The sequence below is a fragment of the Flavobacterium sp. LK-23 genome, assembly GCF_058135255.1.
Genome location: NZ_JBYUVT010000005.1, coordinates 1 through 20,283 on the forward strand (window position 1 = coordinate 1; position 20,283 = coordinate 20,283).

Here is a 20,283-nt window from a genome sequence, read left to right on the forward strand (position 1 = left end):
TAAATGCATAGTCATACTTTGTTTTTCTTTCCATAAAAAATGCCCCAAATAGTGTCTAACTTTTTGGGGCATGTTCATTGAGTTTGCAGGCTTTTTTGTAAAAACAAACTAAGGTGAAAACTAGAACCCAAAGCTTTCAACACGATTTTCTAGAAAGAAAAGGAATCTTTTGTATTGATAATCAATGCCCTATCATTCAATAAACCTCAAATCATATCGCTCCTCATAAAACGTTTTTCCCCATTCCTGAACTTGTTCCGATTTTGTGAGCTCGAATCCCATCATTTTATACATTTGAAGCGCTTTGTCTTGCATGTTTGTGGTAAGCAGAAAAACATTTTTAAATTTCTTTTCTTTACAAAAATCTACAGCATCAGTCAATAATCTTTTGCCAATTCCGAGACCTCTAAAAGCAGGATCTAGAAGAAACCATCTCAATTGCGCTTCTTCGTTGGATTGATGTACGATTGCAACACAACCTACAATTTTGTTGTTGTATTGGGCCATCCAAATTCGGTCATTTTCTGGGGAATATTTTTCTAAGAAATCGTAAAAAGTCTTGATGACATACTTTTCAAAATCGGTCGAAAAATTGTATTCTTTGCCATAAATCGTGCCGTGTAAATGAATAATATAGCCAACATCTCCAGGCGTAATTTCATGACGATACGTAATAGCTTCTCGAGCTATTTTATTTTCTGTCAGCAGGTTTCTAACCGTTTTCATTGAATCAATCAAAATTTCTTTTTGCGAAGAATTCAGATTCTCAATTTTACCTTCAATCTTGTTTTCAGATTTAGTATTTAAAACACTTAATAATTCATTGCCAGAATCGGTCAGTTTAATGTTTAAAGCGCGTTTGTCTTCTTCTGAAGCGATTTTCACAATTAAATTTTCCTTTAAAAAACGTTTTAAAATTCGGCTTAAATATCCTTTATCCAGATTTAAAATTTCAGTGATTTTTTGAGCTGTTATAGTTTTGCTTTCGCTGATTTCATAAAGGATTCGTATTTCAGTCAAAGAATATTCGCTGTCTAAATAATGCTGACTTAAAATATCTAAATGCGCAGTATAAAATCTATTGAAACTTCTAATTTTTGAAGTCGTACTAGTCATGATTTGAAATTGTATTGTTGAGGTACAAATATATAAAATTAGTTGCTTTTGTCAACTATTTTTAGATTTGTTTTTTTTATGAGTTCGCCAATTTTTTAGAAGCTATTTTTGAAAAAGCATGCAAGAATATTATAAAAAAAAACTCCAAAATCTGACTTTTGGAGTTTTTAGTGCGGATCAAATAATTATGAAAGCCTAGTAATACTCTAGCATTTTTCTCATATCAATTCACAATTATTTTTTTATAAGAAACTTTATTATTTTCAAAGTTTAATTTGAGTATATATAAACCTTTTGTAAAATGACGAACATCAATTTTAATGTCATCAGGATTTACGACTTTGTTTTTGATTATTACTTTTTGACCATTTAAATTGTACATTTCGAGAGTATCTATTTTTTCTTCATTATTGAGTTTTATGGTTAAAAAGTCAGCTACAGGATTAGGATAAATAATTATATTTTTCTGATTAGAGAAATCACCAACATTTAAAGATGAAGTTTTATATTGATAAGTGTCTGAGTAAATTTTAGTGCCATATTGATTTGCTACTATTCTATAATAATAAGTTTGGTTTGGAAGTGGATTATTAATAGAAGAGGTCACTATAGTTGTTCCGTTTCCATAAATAAAGGATGGATTTGTAGCAATTGAATTACCAAAACTATCCGTAAGACCATATTCAAATTGTATATTTGTTAAATAATATCCGTTGCTATTTACCAACCCCTTTAAAACTATCGATTCATTTTTGTTCTCTATTTTTCCAGATGCCATTATAACTTTACCAGATATGTTAAATACAGCCTCATTACTATAAATAGTATTGCCATTATAATTGCCTTTTAGTCTAAAATAATAGAACGAATTTGGATCTAAATTTGAGATTTGTGCAGTTACAGTTTCTGTACTATTGGCTGTAATTTTAGATAAACTTAGAGGTACGTTTTTTTCATAATTCAATGTTCCATATTCAAGAACAAGATCGGTAATATCGTAAGTATTGGCAGTAATATAACTGGTAAAAGTAACTGTGTTCTCTTGTATATAAGGACCATACAAAAAGAATGTATATTCAGGTTTTGTTGTAAAAGACACGGTATTTCCGTAAATAACTTCTCCTTGATGTTTGGCTTTTATTCTGTAAAAATAGGCTGTATTGGGTTTTAAATCAGTTAGGTTGCCCGTAATGCTTTCTGTTGATTCTTTATGGACTAATGATGGATTGGCGCTAATTGTTTTATCTAAAACATTATTTTGTAGTCCATATTGAAATTCTATAGAACTTATATCGTTATAATTTGAAGTAATTTCTGCAGTAAGTTGAGCTGAATTTGTTGTGCAGTTAGGATATAAATCTGTAATAGTGTAATTAGGCAAAGTAGTAAAACTTAAAATTTTACTAGTGTAAGTTTTTGAGTTGTAGTCTGCTAATATTCTAAAATAATATGTTGTATTAGGAGCAAAATTTGTTATATCTGCGAATACATTTAACGACTCATTTGCATCTACTTTTTCTGGTATTGCATTCATTATTTTGTAAGAGGAATAATCAGCATTATAGTATTCAAAACGGATATTGGAAATTTCCCCTTTATTTGATGTAACATTTCCATTTAAAGTAACAATTGAATTTTTTACAACAGGAGTTAATGCCTCTAAAGAAACATCATCATATTCTACATCACTTCTGTAAAGTCTTCCATTTTCACCACTCCTAAAAATTTTATCTGATGCAATTTCTATTGATCTGATTCCGAATTGGGTAGTTAATAGTTCCCAGCTTTCCCCTCCATTAACGGTTTTATATATTTTTCCGTAATCCTCTGCCACATAACCTACGTTTTTTGAGTAAAATTTAATGATGGTGTAATATGCAAAAGGAAGAGTTAGTTTTTTCCATGTTTTTCCACCATCATTCGTCTTATATAATAATCCTTGGTCACCTGTAAAGTAACCATTGTCTGCATCAACAAAGTCAAAATCTACAATATCATCTTCTACTTCTATACTTTGCTTCCATGTATTTCCTCCATCTGTTGTCTTGTACATAAATCCAGTAGAATAACCTATCCTGTTTCCGTACCCGATCTGACTATTAACAAACTGAATTTTACCATATTCGTTATTAGAAACCTGACTCCATGTAATTCCGCCATCAATGGTTTTTAATGCTATTTTTCTATTAAAGCCTCCAGAAATGAAACCTGTATTTTCATCTGTAAAAAAAACAGAACTCAATCCTTCGTCTACAGAAATGCTTAGTTTATTCCAAGTAAGTCCACCATCAATAGTTTTGTAAACGTCTCCGGAAATGCTGGTTGTTCCTCCTCCGATAGAATACCCTACATTTTTGTTAACAAAGTAAAAACCACTGCAATATTCATAATGTTTTACACTTCCAACTTGTGACCAAGAATTTCCGTTATCGACTGTCTTATAAAAAATCTGACCTGTTTCAAAGTATCCAGTTCCATCATTAAACATTTGAATTTTTTTGATAAGGTTATAAGTGAAAGAATTTTCTTTCCAGGTTTTGCCGCCATCTACCGTTTTGATTATTCTACCTCTGGCACCAGTTGCATAACCGATATCGCTATTTTCAAAGTAAATTCCATACATCGAGGTATTGTAAATGTATCCTTTCTGAAAAAATATCTGACTCCATGTAATTCCACCATTTTCTGTTCTAAATGTTGCACCACTATCTCCTGTTACAAAGCCTATATTTTCATTTAAAAAATAGAAATCATAAATGGCCTGACTAATTCCTGTAATTTCAATCCATGTTTCTCCTCCATCAGTTGTTTTAAACACTTTGCTATGTTGTTGTGATGAAAAACCAACTTTTTCGTTGATAAAATAAACGGTGAAAAAATCTGAGGGAAAAACATTTGTACTTTGGGTAACATACCAGTTTTGTCCGCCATCAATGGTTTTTAACATTCTTCCGTTTTTACATGCAGCATGTCCGATTAATTCAGAATTAAAAAAAGTTTTATTCACATCCGCATTAGGAATGCTTAAGCTCGTCCAAGTAATTCCACCATCAGTAGATTTAACAATACTATTAGAACTTGATAGTATGATGGTAGTGTTATTAATTACATTAACGGTATTGAAAGAAACATTGAAACCCGTTGAAATTTTTGTCCATGAATTTCCTGAGTCTGCTGTTTTTAAGACATATCCAAGGTCACCAACAATAAATCCAAGATTATTAAAAAAGTTTATATCATTGCTTGAGGCGGTAAGTGTAAGCTTTTTTTTCCAAGAATTACCTGCATCCTCGGTTTGTAGTAATTCGTCAGATGTAAGTATGTAGCCGACGGTTGAGGATACAAACTTTACTTTTTTTCCTGTGTTGACAGTTGGTTTAGGATTTAATAATTCCCAATTTGTTTGGGATAAAATTGTATTCGCAGAAAGGAAAAGACATAAAATCAGGAGTAGTTTTTTAATCATAGTTCGGATTTATTTTTGCTGATCGAAAATAAAAAATGTCAGACTAATTTAGAAAAAATTAGATGCTTTTTACATGAGGTGTTAAAAATAGTTGTGAACATAAAAATTTTATTCTCTTCATTCATTTTTTTTGAAAAGAATTTTCAATAGAATAAAACTCATTTTAAGGCATTCCTATTAATTATTTGTTAAGCACTTTTTCGCTCCAATTCTGCTTTTTATAAGAGAAAGACTGTTTATCTCAGACAAAGTTTCTGAGTTTTTGCTCCAAATGCTGTAAAGCTTTATTTCGTGGCTAATTTTCGACTTCAAATGTTAATAATATGTTTCGTTTTACAGGGGTTTTATTAATGTAAACGTAACCTAATCAACCTACCCCTAGGTTTAATTTTGGAGACATATAAGAAGAACCCAATACTTTGTATATGCCAATTTTTAAACAGCAGGATCATTATCAAAACGAAATCAGAAAAAGTGTTTTGGCTCACGCTTTTCATTTGATTAATCATAAAATAATGAATCATGTATAAGAAGTTTACAGACGAAGAACTTGTCGAATTATTAAAATCGGGCAAGGATAAAGCTTTTGATGAACTTTATTTTAGATATCGAGATCTGTTAGTTCGATTCGTATATCTCCGAATGAAATCGATTGCCATTTCAGAAGAAATTGTGCAGGAAGTTTTTACCACTATTTGGGAAAGACGCAAAACAATTGTGATCCAAAAAAGTTTTGCGGCCTACATCTACACTTCGGTTCGCTACATGACTTTAGATTACATCAAATCACATGAGGTTACTGACCAATACATTCAGGAAGTTTTAGATAAAAATACTGTTTCGCAAACCAGTTATAATGCGATCGAGGATTCTATTTATTATGACGAGTTGAAAAAAGCGGTTGATGAAGCGGCATCATTACTTCCTAAAAAATCAAAAGAAGTTTTCATTCTTAGTCGCGTAAAACATTACACCAATAAAGAAATCGCTGAAGAATTGAATGTTTCCATTGAAACTGTAAAATACCATATTACATATTCGCTGAAATTCATGCGCACTTATTTGGGCGAATTCAATTAAAAGTAAACTTCAGATTAAGAACTCAGCTTTTTTCTTAACAGAAGCGTAACCTTTTGCGCCTACCTAAAATTACAATTCCCAAGACATACTATTAAAGACATAAAGAAATTATAATGCCTGAAAATTCAAATAACGAAATCAAAAATTTTTTAGAAGGAAAGTATTCTCCGAAAGGACAAGAAATGTGGAATAAATGGTACGATCGTACAGATGATTTTTTTGATAATATGGAAATGGTTCAATCAGACCGTTCCAAACTTAAAAAGGAATTAAGACAAATAAAAAATGCTCATAAAGTTATTGCCCTTCCATACAAAAACTGGGCTATTGCGGCTTCATTGGTTTTCTTAATCGGATTATCGGTGTTTTTTTATCAAACATCAAATGCCGTTGAAAGCAAACAATTTGCCGTAAAACTAGGAGAGCATGCTAAAATAGAATTAAGTGATGGAACACAAATCTGGTTAAATGCTGGAAGTGTACTTAAATATCCAAAAGAATTTAAAGGAGATACCAGAGAAGTGTATTTAAGCGGAGAAGCTTTTTTTGATGTAGCCAAAGACAAGAAACATCCTTTTATTATTCATACCAATAAAATGGATACCAAAGTTCTCGGAACCAGTTTTAATGTTCAAGCGTATCCAGATCAGACCACACAAGAAGTTTCGGTTGCTACAGGAAGAGTAAATGTGAAATCGACTGTTACAGAAGAAAATGTGTATGTAACTCCGGGACAGAAAGTGGTTTTTAAATCTCAAGACAATAAGCTTCAGGCTTTTAAAGATATTCCGGTAAATGCCATTTCGTTATGGCGAAAAAATATTATGGTTTTTGAAGAAACGCCTTTGCCAGAAGTTGTGGCCACAATTAATCGCAATTACAATGTTTCAATAGAAGTCAAAAATAAAAACTTAAACGCTTTAAAGATTAGCGCCTATTTTAAAGAACTGCCTGTCGATCAGGTAATTGGATTGGTGTGCAATATAATCAATGCCCAATACAAAATGGACTCAGGGGTTTACAAAATCGAATAATTCTTTAAACAATAAAAATAAAACTACGTAGCAAACTAATAAACAAAACAATTACACTAAATCTAAAAACTATGAATGAAAAACAAATGCGGTATGCCGCAAAATGGCAGAGCATAAGGACAATAGGAGCAAAATTATTCCTGTTTATGACTTTGTTTTTTGCTGCACTAACAGTAAAAGCCGGGAATGTTGACATTAACAAAAGAGTGACTTTAAAAGTTGACAATGAGAGTATAAAAAATATATTTCAAAAAATTGAGAATCAGGTTGATGTGCATTTTATGTACGAAAGCAGCCAAGTAAATGCCAATCAGAAATTAAGTTTAAAACTGAATAATGTAACGCTAGAACAAGCGTTGGATAAAATTTGCGGTAATGTACTTAGATATGAGATTGTTAGCAACAATGTCGTAATCAAGAAAAATCAGAAAGTTGCTTCGGCAGATCAAAACAAAATTATTGTTTCGGGAACTGTTATAGCAGGAGACGATAATATGCCTTTGCCAGGTGTCGGGATTAAAGACAAAGGTTCGGATGCCGCAACAGCAACAGATTTTGATGGAACTTTTAAATTGGAAGTAAACGCCTCTGAAGCAACGCTTATTTTTTCTTACGTTGGATATGTAACGCAAGAAGTAAAAGTTACGGGTACGCAAACCATTAATGTAAAATTGGCTGCCGATGTAAAACAGCTTCAAGAAGTTGTGGTAATGGGTTACGGTAGCGTGAAAAAAAATGAAGTTTTAGGAGCTGTTGGTTCTGTTTCTATGAAAGAAACTTCAAGCAGAACGTACAACAACGCTGCCGAATTATTGCAAGGAACAGTTGCCGGAGTTACGGTAATTAATGATGGTGGAGATCCGACTGCATCGCCAACAATTAACATTCGTGGTATTGGATCTTTGAATGCTGAAACGCCTCTAATTGTTTTGGACGGAATTATTTACAGCGGTTCTTTAAATACCATAAATCCAAATGATATAGCATCGATAAACGTTTTAAAAGATGCGGCTTCTGCAGCAATCTACGGTGCGAGAGCTTCTGGTGGGGTAATTTTAATTACTTCTAAAAAAGGAGTTTCAGATAAAATTAATGTAAATGTAAACTACCAAGGAGGTTTTCAGAATGTAGCCAAAAAACTAGAGGTTTTAAACGCTGCAGAATATGCTGATGCTATGAATCTTGCAAGAGATAACGCAGGTTTGCCTAGAATTCCTGCTTTCGATCCTGCATTTGAACCAACTGCAAGAACAACAAAAACAAACTGGATGGATGAAATTTTCCGTACAGGAGAAATTCAAGATCTATCGCTTTCGGTAAACGGGAAAACAGAAAAATCTAATTTCTTTCTTTCTGGAAGTTATAGAAAAAACGAAGGTATTTTGTTAAATACGTATGGAGAACGTTATACGGTAAGAGCAAATTCTTCTTTTAAATTGGCTGATAATTTCACAATTGGAGAAAATATTTCGTACTCGTTAACTGATGGTCAGACTGCTAATACGTCAAGTTCGTATACAGGAGCAATTCAAGCAGCGATTTTGTATCCGCCAAACGCAACGATTTACAGAGAAGATGGTTCAGGGCAATTTGGCGGTGTTCCAGAAAAATATATTGGTTCTTACGGAGACGTTATCAATCCGGTAGCGTATTTGAAAAGATTAGACAATAAAAATCCAATTTCTACCATTTTGATCAATCCGTATGCAGAATGGGAAATTGTTCCAGGGTTAAAAGTAAAATCGAACTGGGGTTATACTAGAATTCAAGATAATGCATCAGACTTTACAGTAAAAGTTACCGAGCCAGGAAAAATCTTCGATTTCAACAGATTGACGCTAAAAAACATAACAATTACAGATTTATTGAGCGAGCAGACTATTTCTTATGAGAAATCATTTGGAAAACATAATTTGAAAGCTTTGGCTGGATATACGTATCAAGAAACGAAAAGAGATTTTTATACTGTTGAAGGAACTGGTTTTGATAACGAAGATCCATCGCAGCGTTATTTATTGAATGCAAAATTGATTCAGCAGACAGCAGCAGGAAGATCAGATGAAATTATTTCTTCTTATGTGGGAAGAATCAATTACGATTTCAATCAGAAATATTTAATCTCGGGAATTGTTCGTCGCGACGGAACTTCAAAATTATTAGAAAATAACCGATGGAAAGTGTATCCTTCTGTTTCTGCAGGTTGGTTAATTTCTGAAGAAAATTTCATGAAAGGCATCGAGCCAATCATCAGCAACTTAAAACTTCGTGCAAGCTGGGGGCAAATTGGAAACTTAGGAAACCTTGGGCCATATCAATTTAGTGTGCCTTTGGTGCAAACTCAAGCTTTAATTGGAGCAGTGCCATCAATCAATTATGGTTATGCTGAAAGCGAATTATCAAACCCAAATTTAAAATGGGAAAGTTCTGAGCAGACTAATATTGGTTTAGACTTCACTATGCTAAATAATAGTTTGGTTGGATCTGTTGATGCTTATGTAAAGAAAAACAAAGACATGTTGGTTCGTGACCAATTGCCAGGAGTTTCTGGAACGCCACAAGGAAGAATCGTTAACTCGGGAGATGTTGAAAACAAAGGAATCGAGGTGAGTTTAACCTACCAAAAAACTCGCGGAGAATTTAAATTTGATGTTACGGCAAACGCTGGATTCTTAAGCAATAGAATTGTTTCTATTAAAGACGATTTAAATTCATTAGAACCACTTGGTTTAAGCAGAGTTCGTAGTTTGCCGTTAGCCAATATTTACCAAGTTGGAAGCCCAGTTGGAGCCTTCTACGGATATGCTACCGATGGATTATTCCAAAGCAATGATGAGGTCAAAGCTTTTGTAAATAAAGATGGCGTAATGTATCAGCCAAATGCCGTTGCTGGAGATATTAAATTTAAAGATGAAAATGGAGATGGTGTAATCAACAATAGTGATAGAGTAGTTTTAGGAAGCCCTTTCCCAAAAACAACGTATAGTTTGAATGCCAATTTCAGATACAAAGGATTCGATATGAATGTCTTTTTCAGCGGAGCTGCAGGAAATAGTGTTTTCAATGCGGTAAAACATACCGGTTTAAATGCTTCTTTCCCAGGGTACAATTTATTGTCTGAATCTAAAGAAGCTTGGTCTCCAACAAACACCAATACCAATGTTCCGGTTCTTTCCTCAACAGATAACAATAACAACTTCGGACGTATTTCTGATTTATACATTGAAGACGCTTCTTTCTTAAGACTGAAAAACGTTTCGATTGGGTATACAATTAAAGAAAGCTGGCTGAACGGAAAAGCAAAATTGAGATTCTTTATTTCTGGACAAAACTTATTTACAATCACGAAATATTCTGGAATGGATCCTGAAGTTGGTCTTAAAAACTTCGGAATGGATTTAGGACGTTATCCGCTTTCTCGTATTTACATGACAGGTGTTAACGCAACTTTTTAAAAAATAAAAAACAATTAAAATGAAAAAAATAAGTCTTTTATTATTGAGTTTCGTGCTTTTGGTAAGCACTTCGGCTTGCGAAAGCGAACTTGATGTTGTGCCACAAGGAGCTCCGTCAAGCGGAAATTTCTGGAAAACGCCAGCAGATGCAAAAGCGGGAGTAAATGCAATTTATGCTTTATATTCTGATGATAATATGTATGGTCGTGGTTTCTTCTGGTTAAATAATGCCAGCGATGATATTGGAACAAAACCAAGACAAAATGCAGAAAGAATCAAAAATTTTATTGTAGACGGATCAGAATCGGATACTAAGGATATTTGGAGAATTCACTACGAAATTATGAAACGTTGCAACGATGTGATTCGCAATATTCCAAAGATTGCATTGGAAGAAAGTACAAAAAACGGAATGTTGGGAGAAGCTTATTTTAACCATGCAGTAATGCATTTAGAATTGGCTTACCACTATGGAGACGATCGTGCAGGAATTCCGATTCAAGATAGAGAAGATCCAACAAATGTTTTTGTGCCTCGTGCTAAAAATGTAGCCGAAAATTACGCTTATATTGAAGCAGATTTAATCAAAGCGGCAGATTTGTTGCCTTATTTTGATCAGCTTACGCCAGACAATTACGGACGCGCGCACAAAACTGCAGCTTGGGCTTATTTGGTTCGTACGTATTTGTATGCAAAAGATTGGGATAACGCCATCAAATATGCAAACATGATCGTGGCTAGCGGAAAACACAAATTATTAGACAATTTTGAAGATGTATTTAAAATCAGCAACAACTGGTCTTCAGAATATATTTGGTCGGTAACTTCAAGTGCAGAAAATACTTCTTTGGGTTCTATTTTTCCTGGAGTTTGTTTAGAAGATAAAGGTTGGGGAGTTTACAATGGATGGGGAAATTTTTATCCAACAAAAGAATTATTCGATACTTACGTAGCTAATGATAAAAGACGAAGCGCTACGATTTTACAAAAAGGAGACAAATTTGTTTATTTCGGAGAAACAGTAACTTTTAACGAAGGAAATCACGTAGTAAGTTCAAGTAACAGAACGGGTTATCAGTTTAAAAAATATATGGAGCCGTTCAGTTATCCAAAAACATCATCGGGCGGAGTAGATATTCGTTATGTCAATGCAAACGGGGACAAGCCTTCAACTGCTTTAAATGTGCCTCTTTTACGTTATGCTGATGTGATTTTGATGTTAGCGGAAGCGAAACTAATGAAAGGACAAAATGCAGACACAGAAATCAATATGATTCGCCACCGTGCAGGTCTTACAGATATTGCTGGTGCAACAATGGTAGATTTAAAAAGAGAAAGAAGATGCGAGTTGGCAGGAGAATGGACAGATCGCCATTTCGATTTAGTGCGTTGGGGAGATGCAAAAGAAACATACGCAAAACCATTGCACCATTATGATGGAAGCGTAATTTATCCTGCTCGTAATTTCAACCCAGCGATTCACCACGTTTGGCCAATTCCGCCAGATGAAATCGCAGTAAGTAAAGGAGCTTTGACTCAAAACCAAGGCTGGTAATAAGTTAATTTCATTGTGTTTTTTTAGTTTTTTATACTGCAGTCTTAGTCAGGAGACTGCAGTTGTAAAAAAAACAGAGTAAAGTTTGTCTTTCCGAGGAACGACAAGATTACTTTTTAATATGCATTTAAACAAGTGAAACGTCTTTACACATAAAGAAAAACTATGTTTCTATGTGTTAAAAAATAAACAGCATAAACCCATTTCTAATAAAGTTACCTACAGCTTTAAAAGAATATAAATCATTTTAGATGAAAAAAATAATCACCCTTTTTTGCCTTCAATTTTGCTTATTCGCGCAAGCGCAAGAATACAGTTCTTCCAACATTCATTCGCATAACGATTACGAAAGTAAGTTACCATTTTATGGAGCTTATTCTAACGAAACGGGAGTTATAGAAGCCGATGTTTTTTTAGTGAATAACGAATTATTTGTGGCGCATACTTCTAAAGAAATCGCTTCTCACAATACACTTAAAAGCATGTATTTGGAACCGCTTTCTAACAAATTAAAAACGTTGGAAGGAAAAGCGTATCCGAGCAATAAGCCATTGATTTTAATGATTGATATTAAGTCAGATGCCGATTCGACTCTAAAAGCAATTACACAGCAGCTAAAGACTTTTCCAGATATCATTTCAAATAAAAATATAAAAGTGGTTATTTCTGGAAACAGACCTTTGCCATCGCTTTGGGCAGCATATCCAGATTTTATTTATTTTGATGGAAGATTGAATGAAAATTATACTCCAGATCAATTGGCGAGAGTTGAAATGATTAGCGAAGATTTGCATGAAATCACAGTTTGGAACGGAAAAGGTATTTTGACGCAGCCAGATGCAGAAAAAATTCAGGCAATTATTAAAAAAGTCCACGATCAAAAGAAAAAAGTAAGATTCTGGGCTACACAAGATAACGTGAACACGTACATGACTTTGATGAATTTAAAAGTGGATTTCATCGGAACGGATAAAGTAGCCGAACTGACTCAATTTATTAATAGTATCAAAACGACATTTTATCAGAATACAGAATTTCATCAAGCTTATGCTCCTAAAAATGTTTTCAAGAATAAACGTCCAAAAAATGTTATTCTTTTAATTGGAGACGGAATGGGATTAGCGCAAATTTATTCTGGATACACAGCCAATAAAGGGCAATTGAGTTTATTTAACATTCCTACGCAAGGATTCTCGATCACAAAAGCTTCAGATAGTTATATTACAGATTCTGCCGCAGGAGCAACGGCAATGGCAACGGGACATAAAACCAATAACCGTTTTATAAGCGTTGATGAACAAGGAAAACCACTTCAGACGATTGCAGAACAACTGGCAAAGAGAAACTATAAAACGGCAATTATTTCTGCTGGAAATATTACAGATGCAACTCCAGCGGCGTTTTATGCGCATCAGCCAAAAAGAAGTTTAAGTGAACCAATTGCGAACGATTTTCTTTCGAATTCGTCAGATATTTTAATTGGAGGAGGACAGAAAGAATTTATTTCTAGAAAAGATGGCAAAGATTTGTCTAAAACTTTAATTGAAAAAGGATACACTTTCTCAGATAAATTCTCGAGTTTAGATACGATTAAAAACAGCAAATTTGTTGTTTTAGAAGACGCGGCGGTAGTTTCTATAAAAAATGGAAGAGGAGATTTTCTAACGAAATCTTTAGCGAAAGCGACCAACACTTTTTCAAAAACAAAGAATCCGTTTTTTATTATGGCCGAAGGCGCTCAAATTGATTACGGAGGACATCAGAATAATGTGGAATATGTTGTGAGAGAAATGCTTGATTTTGACAAATTGGTTGGCCAAGCAATGGAATTTGTAGATAAAAATCCAGAAACACTTTTAATCGTAACCGCAGATCACGAAACTGGTGGGTTATCATTAATTGATGGTAGCATTGAAAAAGGTTACGTTCACGGAAGTTTCAGCACGAACGATCATACGGCAATTCCAGTTCCTGTTTTTGCCTACGGCCCAGGTTCTGAAAAATTCATGGGAGTTTATCAGAATACAGCAATTTACGACAAGATTATGGAATTGATTGAAAAGAAATAATTTCTTAAATAAATTCAAATGAAAGGAGCTTCTAAAAGGGAGCTCCTTTTTGCTTTTATCTAAAATATATCGCTCCGCTGGAGCTTTTTTAATTTGTGTTTTAAATTTTATCTATAAATATTTCGCTCTTCCAGAGCTTGAAAATGTTTCTGCAAAAATCCCAGCGGGGTAAAAAATATAGTTTATCTACTTTTCACATTTCACATTCTGCATTTCACATTTTATTTATTTTCCCTTCAATAAATTGATGCTAACTGTTGCGGTATCGGCATCAGGAAATCTCTTAAAAATAGATTGATCTGGAAACAATCCGGCTTCTGCGGCAATGGCATTAAAAACATCAATTTCAACAATATATTGATCCGAAAAACCATGAGTGGCGTCGTAAGCTGTGGCTGGAGTTCGACCTAAATTACTGGCCGTAAGTTTCGGGTTTATAGTATGAAGTTCAATGAGTAGCAGACCAAATTTACGCACATAAGGAGACCATTTTTTTAAATGTTCCAAAAGATTATCTTCAACCAGATTATTGCTAATTCTTTTTCCTCTGTAAGCAAATGCTCCTGTTGAGGTACTGACTCTATTTTTGTTACTATGCTTCGGATCTTGCCAAATTCTATTATGATCGAGAAAAGTCCTCACATTTAGAAGATCTTTCAAATCAATATTGTAGTTTTCTTTCAAATCATCTGCTAGTAAATCAGGACGTCCGATATCACCCCAAATTACTTTGGCCCAAATGTCTGCATTGATAAGATTGGCTCTGGTGACTTTCAGTGCCGTCTGATTGTAATCGGCGCCGACTAAAAATAACGGATATTCATCGAGCATTTTTCCACGTAAAGTTTGCCTGTCGATTACTTCAAAAATATGCTGTAGAAAAGCGCCATTTCCGCATCCCATATCTAGAATTCCTTTAGGCTGTTCTTCGATAGGAAGATTAAAAAGTTTAATAAGAATTTCATCAACCACTTTAAAATAAGTATCATGCGCGCCTCCGCTTCCCCAAACATTCATTTCGCGATCGACATGAATTTCGTTTTTGCCTTCTGCAGTTCTTAAAGCGTCTGGATTGCCAAAAATTAATTCTTCAATTTTGGCAAATGTCGGAAGATAAGAAACTGTAACGCCATATGCGCTGGCTCTTTTAGCAAAAAATAAACCAGCTTCGGTAAATTGATAATTTCCTTTTTTCTCCAGAAACCAGCCCAAATGCACAAAAAAGTCTAATATCTTTTTAAAATTTTCGGGTGATTTATGAAACTCTTCGGGTCTAAAAGAAGTTTCCATAAAATACTTGTGAAACATTCCGTTCATCGCCAATCGAACAATAGTTGGTCCGATGAGGTAACCTTCAATATGTTTTAAAATTTGCTCTTGAATGTTCTTGGTCAAAGGGTCGCTGGAAGACTCAATTCCGTATCTTTTTTTATATTTTTCAAAAATAGTATTGAGCTTTTCAAACGGTGTATCTTCAAACAAACGGGGATGAAAATGTATAGATAACTGAAGTAATTCGACAACATCTTCGTAGAGATGAAAAAGCGAAAAAGCAGTTTCAGTTTTCTCATTTACAGCAATTGTGATTACCTGCGTTTTATTATCAATTTCATATTCTAAAAATCCTTGAGAAGCCAAAACTCGCAAACCCACATTCAGATATCCTTCGTTAGCATTAAAAACAGCAGTAAGTTCAGCTATCGAGGTCTGTTTTTTATTTAATATAAATTCTAATACAGACTTATTTTTCAGTGCGACTGCTACAGGAGCAGTAACCAAGCCGTCAAGATGCCTGAAGATGGAACTTAAGAGTTGTGATTTATCGGTCATAATGCAAAAATGAAGTTAGTTAAAAATAGTGATTTTTTTCTTACGTAGGACATCTTGGTTTTAGTTGGCTGAGGTTTTGTTCTTGTTTTTTCTCAAAAAGTCTTTTTACAGAATTTTAGATTTTTTTTCAACTTTTTTTTGAAAAATAACACTGAAAAATGATTAATAAATACCTCAAAACTGAATTTAATTTTTATAAAAATTACAAAATCAATATTAAAAGTCAAAATGACAATAACTAATCAAAATGCTTTATTTGCTGAATATTTCGCTTTATTTTGTTGTTAAAAAAGAGATTTATTGAAAAAAAATTTTACTAAAACGTTTTTGTAAGTTTTGCTTACATATATTTGTGATGTACTAAAATATTCAACAATAAATTTTTTACTAGATGAAAAAGATTACAATTAGAGATATTGCTAAACAGGCAGAAGTTTCTATTTCTACTGTGTCTTTTGTTATCAATGGAAAAGGCGAAAAAATGGCTATTAGTCCGTCGGTGATTAAAAAAGTTCAGGATGTAGCACAAAAACTGCAGTATAAACCAAGCATGATTGCGAGCAGTCTGCGAACAGGAAAAACAAGATCAATCGGACTTATTGTAGAAGATATATCCAATCAGTTCTTTGCTGATTTGGCAAGAGTGATCGAAGACGAAGCAAAAAATATTAATTATAGGGTTTTTTATTGCAGCACAGGAGACGATAACAATCGTTCGGAAGAATTGGTGCAGAGTCTTTTACAGGCAAATGTTGAAGGTTTTATTATTACACCGACTCGAAATCTCGAAAAAACAATCAGCCAGCTTTTAAAATTGCAAAAACCTGTTGTGCTAATCGACAGATATTTTGCCAATCAAAAAGTAAGTCATGTGGTAATGGACAATCATGAGGGAGCTTACTCGGCTACTAAGTTTTTGATTGATAAAGGAAGAAAAAATATTGCTGTTGTAAACAACGAGTCTGGAATGATTCAGATGAAATTGCGAGAAAAAGGATATGTAGAAGCGTTAAAAGAAGAAGGAATCTATAACGAAAATTATACGCTCCATTTAGATTATCATGCAAGCGAACAAAGCAGAGTAGAAGCCATTATAAATTTCTTTGAAAAAAATAAGGATATAGATGCTGTTCTTTTTTTAGCAAATTATCTCGGACTTGCGGGATTGCAAGCTTTTAGATATTTAAAATATAAAATTCCAGACGATATTTCGGTGATCAGTTTTGATGATCACGACAGTTTCAAACTGCATACGCCCACAATATCTGTAATTGCTCAGCCAATAGAAGATATAGCGGTGAAGTCCATACAATTGCTAATGAGCCAGATGACCAACTTTGAAGACTATAAAATTGAAAAAATTCTCAAGAAAGGCTCTTTAATAATAAGAGAATCAGTTTAAAAATTTTTTAACCATTTCACTAAAACGATTTAGTAAAAACCAAAAACAGCAAGACTTGCAAAGGCTTCTTGTTGTCATAATTGAAAGTAGAGTACCAATTTTTATTAATTATTTAAAAAACAAACACGTAACAACAAAACACAAACGAAATCAAAACCAATAACCAAACAAAAAAGCTTATGAGACGAATATTAGCAGTGTTAGGAGTGATATTGCTTAGCAGTTTAAGTGCTGCCGCGCAAAATCGATTAATAACCGGCATAGTTACAGATGCAGAAAACAAGGGAGTTGTTGCTGCATCAATCGAAGTTCAAGGAAAACCATTTAGCGCTGTTACAGATGCTGAAGGACGATTTAAAATGAATGTTCCAGAAGGTAAAATTACCCTTACTATTTCTTCTATAGGGTTTCAGTCAAAACAAGTTGTATTACAAGAAAAAGAAACTAGAGTTGCTGTTACACTTGCCGAGAATACTCAAGAATTAAAGGATGTTGTGGTAACTTCATTTGGAGTTAAAAAACAGAAGAAAAGTTTAGGTTACGCTGTAGGAGAACTAAAAGGCGATGATCTGACAAAAAATAAAGAAATCAATTTAGGAAATGCTTTGCAAGGTAAAATTGCCGGTGTAAACGTTTCGGCTCCAGTTACAGGGCCATCAGGTTCAAGCCGAGTGGTTATTCGTGGTGCAACTTCTGCATCAGGATTGAACCAGCCGTTGTATGTCGTAGACGGAATCCCGATTGACAATACGCAGCAAGGAAATGCAGGAATGTGGGGTGGAGCAGATAAAGGAGATGGTATGTCTTCTTTCAATCCAGATGATATTGCTTCGCTGTCTGTGCTTAAAGGTAGTGCCGCTTCTGCTCTTTACGGGTACAGAGGATCAAATGGTGTTATCTTAATTACAACTAAAAAAGGTAAAAACGGAACAGGAATAGGAGTAGATTTTAGTACCAATTCTTCTTTTAATACACCTGCAAGCCTTTTAAAATGGCAAGATCAATATGGTGCTGGTGCTCCAAATGCGAGTGGTGTGCCAACTAGATTTAACAATTTACAAGAACTTAGAGATTCGTACTATTTTGCATGGGGAGATAAATATGACGGAACACCTTCATTATCACTTGATGGTAAAACAAGACCTTATCAAGCTTATGGAAAAGATAATGTGGAGAATTTCTACAGAACTGGATATTCTTTCAGCAATACTTTAGCAATTTCTGGCGGAAATGAATCAACAAACTTTAGATTATCTTTTGGAAATACAAAAGACGAATCTATTTTGCCAGAAACTACTTTTGGTAGAAACAATGTGGCTTTGAGTTTAATTTCGGCTCCAAATAAAAGAATCAGTATAGAAAGTAACGCTCAGTATATTTCTGAGAAAAGCCATAACCGCCCGTATTTAAATGATTCGCCGAGAAACCCATCTTTCCCAACAACTTTCATGACTCCGGGAACAGATATTAGATGGTTAAGCAATCCTTATGACGCGAACGGCGGAGAGGAAGACTTTTTAGGAGCAAACGTATATCATACAAATCCTTATTTTGCTACCAAATCTCCTTTAAACGACGACCTGAGAAAACGTTTTATCGGATCTGCAAAAGTAAATTATAACATTACAGATAAAATTTATGCTAAAGCTGTTATTGGTATTGACGATATTAATTATGAATATACTGAAATTGAGCCTACTGGAATAAATTATAGTCCAGGTGGATCTATCGAAAACAGAATTGAAACGCGTTCTGAAGTAAATGCTTCTGGTTTTTTAGGCTATAAGGGAGATATTGCTAAAGACCTTTCTTTGGATGCTTTTATTGGGGCAAACCGTCAGCATAACAGATATAGCGGTATTAAGATGAAAGGAAATAACTTCATTGTTCCGTTCAAATATTTCTACGGAAATACACAGCCAGATAAGACTGAAAAATTATTCTCTGAAAGTGAAGTAAACTCTCTTTTCTATTCAGCAGATCTTGGATACAAAGACTACTTGTTTCTTAGCTTAACAGGTCGTGAAGACTGGTTCTCTACTTTAGATCCGTCAAATAATAGCACTTTTTATCCTTCTGTAAGTTCAAGTTTTATTTACTCAGAAGTTATCGGTCTTCCTGAATGGATTTCTTATGGTAAAATTAGAGCGGGTTGGGGTAACGTTGGAGGAGCTTTGCCAGAAGCTTATGCTTTAGCATTGACTTATACAACGCCAGACGGACAGACAGATTCTTTAGGACAGCCAATTTTGGGTGTAAATGGAGAAACAATTCCAAACAGAACTTTAAAACCATACAATGTAAGCACAATTGAGTTTGGTTTTGAAAACACATTTTTCAACAACAGAGTAAGTACAGATTTGACTTTCTACAGCAAAAAAACAACGAATGATATTACAGATGCCGATGTTTCTCAAGCTTCAGGATATAGAACCACAAAAATCAATGTTGGAGAAATCTTAAATAAAGGGGTGGAGTTTGCTATTAATGTAAAAGCAATTAAGACTGAAAATTTCTCTTGGAACGTAGGTTATAATTTTGCTTATAACGATAGTGAAGTTTTAAATCTTTCTGATAAAATCACAACAAAAACATTAGAAGGAAATAGAGACGGAAGAGCTAATGTAGTTTTAGAAAAAGGACAGCCTTTTGGAGTTATTAAAGCATACGATTATTTAAGAGATGCCAATGGCAACATTGTATTAGATACAAATGGAAAATTCTTAAGAGGAAATTTAATTATTGCGGGACAAGGTGTTGCACCAACATCTATGGGACTTTCAAATGATTTTTCATATAAGAACTTTACACTTTCAGTTTTTGTTGATGCTAAATTTGGAGGAGAAATCTATTCAGCTACAAATCAGTTAGGAACACGTTATGGATTATCTGAAATTACGCTTCCTGGTCGTGAAGGTGGTGTAGCAGTAAGCGGAACAGATGTTAACGGAAATCCTGTAAACACGACAGTTTCGGCATACGATTACTGGAGAAGCTACAGTGATGTGACATCAAACTTTGTTTATGATGCTGATTTTGTTAAGCTTAGAGCAATTTCATTTGCTTATAATTTCCCAAAAGAATATTTAAAAAGAACACCATTTCAGTCTGTTAGTTTAGCATTCTCAGCTCATAATTTATGGACTATTTATGACAAAGTTCCAAACATCGATCCGGAGTCAAATTACTCAAACAGTAATGCGCAAGGTATGGAAAGAGCTTCTATGCCTTTGACAAGAAACTATGGTTTTGCACTTAATGTCAAATTCTAATTCTAAA

At 33.9% G+C, this 20,283-nt stretch carries 10 protein-coding genes; 7 read left to right on the forward strand and 3 right to left on the reverse strand.

Annotated features, from left to right (window positions below):
• Window positions 1-192: 192 nt before the first annotated feature.
• Both AC3Y25_RS09355 and AC3Y25_RS09360 read right to left on the reverse strand, forming a co-directional pair.
• The gene (locus tag AC3Y25_RS09355; RefSeq protein ID WP_489902560.1) at window positions 193-1,116 is read right to left on the reverse strand and encodes a bifunctional helix-turn-helix transcriptional regulator/GNAT family N-acetyltransferase; all 924 of its coding nucleotides are present in this window, start codon (window positions 1,114-1,116) and stop codon (window positions 193-195) included.
• 223 nt (window positions 1,117-1,339) lie between these two features.
• Complete coding sequence (locus AC3Y25_RS09360; protein WP_489902561.1) at window positions 1,340-4,582, reverse strand: YCF48-related protein; 3,243 nt, start codon at window positions 4,580-4,582, stop codon at window positions 1,340-1,342.
• Between the two features lie 522 nt (window positions 4,583-5,104).
• On the opposite strand from AC3Y25_RS09360, the gene AC3Y25_RS09365 reads away from it, so the two are divergent.
• The 5 genes from AC3Y25_RS09365 (at window position 5,105) to AC3Y25_RS09385 (ending at window position 13,772) form a co-directional block, all read left to right on the forward strand.
• Complete coding sequence (locus tag AC3Y25_RS09365) at window positions 5,105-5,662, forward strand: RNA polymerase sigma-70 factor (RefSeq protein WP_095931264.1); 558 nt, start codon at window positions 5,105-5,107, stop codon at window positions 5,660-5,662.
• Between the two features lie 113 nt (window positions 5,663-5,775).
• Complete coding sequence (locus AC3Y25_RS09370; RefSeq protein ID WP_489902562.1) at window positions 5,776-6,696, forward strand: FecR family protein; 921 nt, start codon at window positions 5,776-5,778, stop codon at window positions 6,694-6,696.
• Window positions 6,697-6,767: 71 nt separating this feature from the next.
• A complete protein-coding gene (locus AC3Y25_RS09375; protein WP_489902563.1) occupies window positions 6,768-10,148 on the forward strand; it encodes a TonB-dependent receptor in 3,381 nt (1,126 codons plus the stop codon).
• A 19-nt stretch (window positions 10,149-10,167) separates the two neighbouring features.
• The gene (locus tag AC3Y25_RS09380; RefSeq protein ID WP_489902564.1) at window positions 10,168-11,703 is read left to right on the forward strand and encodes a RagB/SusD family nutrient uptake outer membrane protein; all 1,536 of its coding nucleotides are present in this window, start codon (window positions 10,168-10,170) and stop codon (window positions 11,701-11,703) included.
• Window positions 11,704-11,954: 251 nt separating this feature from the next.
• Window positions 11,955-13,772, forward strand: coding sequence for an alkaline phosphatase (locus AC3Y25_RS09385; protein ID WP_489902565.1), 1,818 nt, complete (start codon window positions 11,955-11,957; stop codon window positions 13,770-13,772).
• Between the two features lie 225 nt (window positions 13,773-13,997).
• On the opposite strand, the gene AC3Y25_RS09390 is transcribed toward AC3Y25_RS09385, so the two are convergent.
• Window positions 13,998-15,602: a class I SAM-dependent methyltransferase gene (locus AC3Y25_RS09390; RefSeq protein ID WP_489902566.1), complete on the reverse strand. Its 1,605-nt coding sequence runs from the start codon at window positions 15,600-15,602 to the stop codon at window positions 13,998-14,000.
• A gap of 391 nt (window positions 15,603-15,993) precedes the next feature.
• Here AC3Y25_RS09390 and AC3Y25_RS09395 point away from each other — a divergent pair, with 391 nt between their 5' ends.
• On the forward strand, window positions 15,994-17,004 hold the full coding sequence (locus AC3Y25_RS09395; protein WP_489902567.1) for a LacI family DNA-binding transcriptional regulator: 1,011 nt from the start codon (window positions 15,994-15,996) through the stop codon (window positions 17,002-17,004).
• A gap of 179 nt (window positions 17,005-17,183) precedes the next feature.
• Window positions 17,184-20,276: a SusC/RagA family TonB-linked outer membrane protein gene (locus tag AC3Y25_RS09400; protein WP_489902568.1), complete on the forward strand. Its 3,093-nt coding sequence runs from the start codon at window positions 17,184-17,186 to the stop codon at window positions 20,274-20,276.
• The last annotated feature ends 7 nt before the right edge of the window (window positions 20,277-20,283 follow it).

Excerpts from the sequence above, each read along its gene's own strand:
- AC3Y25_RS09380 (WP_489902564.1), top strand. The coding sequence starts at position 10,168 with ATGAAAAAAATAAGTCTTTTATTATTGAGTTTCGTGCTTTTGGTAAGC.
- AC3Y25_RS09390 (WP_489902566.1), bottom strand. The coding sequence starts at position 15,602 with ATGACCGATAAATCACAACTCTTAAGTTCCATCTTCAGGCATCTTGAC.
- AC3Y25_RS09375 (WP_489902563.1), top strand. The coding sequence starts at position 6,768 with ATGAATGAAAAACAAATGCGGTATGCCGCAAAATGGCAGAGCATAAGG.
- AC3Y25_RS09385 (WP_489902565.1), top strand. The coding sequence starts at position 11,955 with ATGAAAAAAATAATCACCCTTTTTTGCCTTCAATTTTGCTTATTCGCG.
- AC3Y25_RS09370 (WP_489902562.1), top strand. The coding sequence starts at position 5,776 with ATGCCTGAAAATTCAAATAACGAAATCAAAAATTTTTTAGAAGGAAAG.
- AC3Y25_RS09400 (WP_489902568.1), top strand. The coding sequence starts at position 17,184 with ATGAGACGAATATTAGCAGTGTTAGGAGTGATATTGCTTAGCAGTTTA.
- AC3Y25_RS09360 (WP_489902561.1), bottom strand. The coding sequence starts at position 4,582 with ATGATTAAAAAACTACTCCTGATTTTATGTCTTTTCCTTTCTGCGAAT.
- AC3Y25_RS09365 (WP_095931264.1), top strand. The coding sequence starts at position 5,105 with ATGTATAAGAAGTTTACAGACGAAGAACTTGTCGAATTATTAAAATCG.
- AC3Y25_RS09395 (WP_489902567.1), top strand. The coding sequence starts at position 15,994 with ATGAAAAAGATTACAATTAGAGATATTGCTAAACAGGCAGAAGTTTCT.
- AC3Y25_RS09355 (WP_489902560.1), bottom strand. The coding sequence starts at position 1,116 with ATGACTAGTACGACTTCAAAAATTAGAAGTTTCAATAGATTTTATACT.